The sequence below is a fragment of the Neoaquamicrobium microcysteis genome (genome assembly GCF_008180155.1).
Lineage (GTDB): Bacteria > Pseudomonadota > Alphaproteobacteria > Rhizobiales > Rhizobiaceae > Aerobium > Aerobium microcysteis.
Genome location: NZ_VSZS01000034.1, coordinates 1 through 2,522 on the forward strand (window position 1 = coordinate 1; position 2,522 = coordinate 2,522).

Consider the following 2,522-nt stretch of genomic DNA (forward strand, 5'->3'; position numbering starts at 1 on the left):
CTGAGAGCGGCGGTGCAAAAACCGGCCACGGTAGCGGCGGGATAGTCCGGCCGCGGGCGGAGTAAAATCCGGCCACCTATTTCCCTTCTGCATTGAACGCAGGAGGGACAGGGGATCTACACCGTGGAACTTTATCTGAAGGTTCGCCTGGCCGTCTCGGAAGGGATGAGCCGGCGTCAGGCAGCGAAGCATTTCAACATATCGCGCGACAGCGTTGCCAAGATGCTGTCGTATTCGACTCCTCCCGGCTATCAGCGCCGGTCACCGATCCGACGTCCGAAGCTGGATGCATTTGTTTCGACCATCGATCATTGGCTGGATGAGGACCTGACGGTTCCGCGCAAGCAGCGCCATACGGCCAAGCGAGTGTTCGACCGGCTGCGTGCCGAATGCGGGTTCACCGGCGGCTACACGATCATCAAGGATTACATGCGCGAGCGAGAGCAGCGCTGCCAGGAGATGTTCGTGCCGCTGTCGCATCCGCCCGGCCATGCACAGGCGGACTTCGGCGAGGCGATGGTGGTGATCGGCGGTGTCGAGCAGAAAGCCCGTTTCTTTGTGCTCGACCTGCCGCATAGCGACGCCTGCTATGTGCGAGCCTATCCCGCTGCGGTGGCTGAGGCGTGGGTCGATGGCCACATCCATGCGTTCGCCTTCTTCGGGGCCGTGCCGCAATCGATCGTCTACGACAATGATCGTTGCCTGGTGGTCAAGATCTTGCCCGACGGCACGCGCAAGCGAGCGGCGCTGTTCAGCGGCTTCCTGTCCCACTACCTGATCCGGGATCGCTACGGTCGCCCCGGCAAGGGCAACGACAAGGGGAATGTCGAGGGCCTCGTTGGCTATGCTCGTCGCAACTTCATGGTTCCGATCCCACGGTTCACGACATGGGATGTGTTCAACACCTGGCTGGAAGAGCAGTGCCGCAAGCGCCAGCACGACAGGCTGCGCGGCGAGAGCGAGACGATCGGAGAGCGGCTGCAGCGCGATCTCGCCGCCATGCGCGCATTGCCGGCTTCGCCGTTCGATGCCTGTGACCAGGCCAGCGCCAGAGTGACGGCGCAATCCCTGGTCCGCTACAAGACCAACGACTACTCTGTTCCGGTCGCCTATGGCCACAGGCAAGTCTGGGTCCGGGGTTATGTCGACGAGGTGGTGATCGGCTGCCGCGGCGAGATCATTGCTCGTCATCCCCGGAGCTGGGAACGGGAAGACGTCGTCTTTGATCCCATCCATTACCTGCCGCTGATCGAGCAGAAGATCAATGCATTGGATCAGGCCGCCCCTCTTCAGGGATGGGAATTGCCCGAAGAGTTCGCCACGCTGCGCCGCCTGATGGAAGCACGTATGGCCAAGCAGGGCCGCCGTGAGTATGTGCAGGTGCTGCGTTTGCTGGAAAGCTTCGATCTCGTCGATCTGCACGGGGCGGTGAAGCAGGCCCTCCAACTCGGCGCGATCAGCTTCGACGCCGTCAAGCATCTTCTCCTGTGTCGGGTGGAGCGCCGGCCGCCACGGCTGGACCTGTCCATCTATCCTTACCTGCCAAGGGCGACGGTCGAGACGACGTCGGCGAAGGCATACATGCGCCTCCTGTCATCGGATGCAGGAGAAGCGGCATGAGCGCCGAAGCGCCTGACAATCCCCCTGCGATTTTGCTTTCCCATTACCTCAAGACCCTCAAGCTGCCGACCTTCCAGCGCGAGCACCAGAAGCTGGCCCGGCTATGCGCGTCCGAAGGCGTGGACCATGTCGGATACCTTGCTCGTCTTGCCGAGCGGGAGATGATCGAGCGGGACCGCCGCAAGGTCGAACGCCGTATCAAGGCGGCGAAGTTCCCGGTCGTCAAAAGCCTCGACAGCTTCGACTTCACCGCCATTCCGAAGCTCAACAAGATGCAGGTATTGGAATTGGCGCGCTGTGAATGGATCGAGCGCCGCGAGAACGTCATCGCGCTCGGCCCCAGTGGCACGGGCAAAACTCATGTCGCCCTCGGTCTCGGTCTGGCCGCCTGCCAGAAGGGCTTGGCAGTCGGCTTTATCACGGCCGCCGCTCTCGTCAGCGAGATGATGGAGGCTCGCGACGAACGGCGTCTTCTGCGCTTCCAGAAGCAGATGGCTACCTACAAGCTCCTCATCATCGACGAGCTGGGCTTCGTGCCGCTCTCCAAGACCGGGGCGGAACTGCTGTTCGAGCTGATCTCGCAGCGTTACGAACGCGGCGCGACGCTGATCACCAGCAATCTGCCTTTCGATGAATGGACGGAGACGTTGGGCTCCGAGCGTCTGACCGGCGCACTGCTCGATCGCATCACCCACCACGTCAACATCCTCGAGATGAACGGCGAAAGCTACCGTCTCGCCCAAAGCCGCGCCCGAAAGGCAGGCTGAAGCCCTCACGAAAATAGCCGACGCCGCAAGCGGGAAACTCTAGTCGGGCTACGCCCTCCCGCCGTTCCCCGCTTGCGGCGCCAAGTGGCCTACTTTTGCGCCGCCCAACGGCCTGGTTTTGCTCCGCCGTTGACA

General features: G+C 62.3%; 2 protein-coding genes. Both read left to right on the forward strand.

Features of this window, described 5'->3' with window-relative positions:
• The first annotated feature begins 123 nt into the window (after positions 1–123).
• A complete protein-coding gene (istA, locus tag FY036_RS00130; RefSeq protein ID WP_069708665.1) occupies positions 124–1,620 on the forward strand; it encodes an IS21 family transposase in 1,497 nt (498 codons plus the stop codon).
• On the forward strand, positions 1,617–2,387 hold the full coding sequence (gene istB / locus FY036_RS00135) for an IS21-like element helper ATPase IstB (protein WP_069708664.1): 771 nt from the start codon (positions 1,617–1,619) through the stop codon (positions 2,385–2,387). Before istA ends, istB begins: the two co-directional genes overlap by 4 nt.
• The last annotated feature ends 135 nt before the right edge of the window (positions 2,388–2,522 follow it).

Bases quoted from the DNA above. Each gene is read 5' to 3' on its own strand.
- istB (WP_069708664.1), top strand. From the start codon at position 1,617: ATGAGCGCCGAAGCGCCTGACAATCCCCCTGCGATTTTGCTTTCCCAT.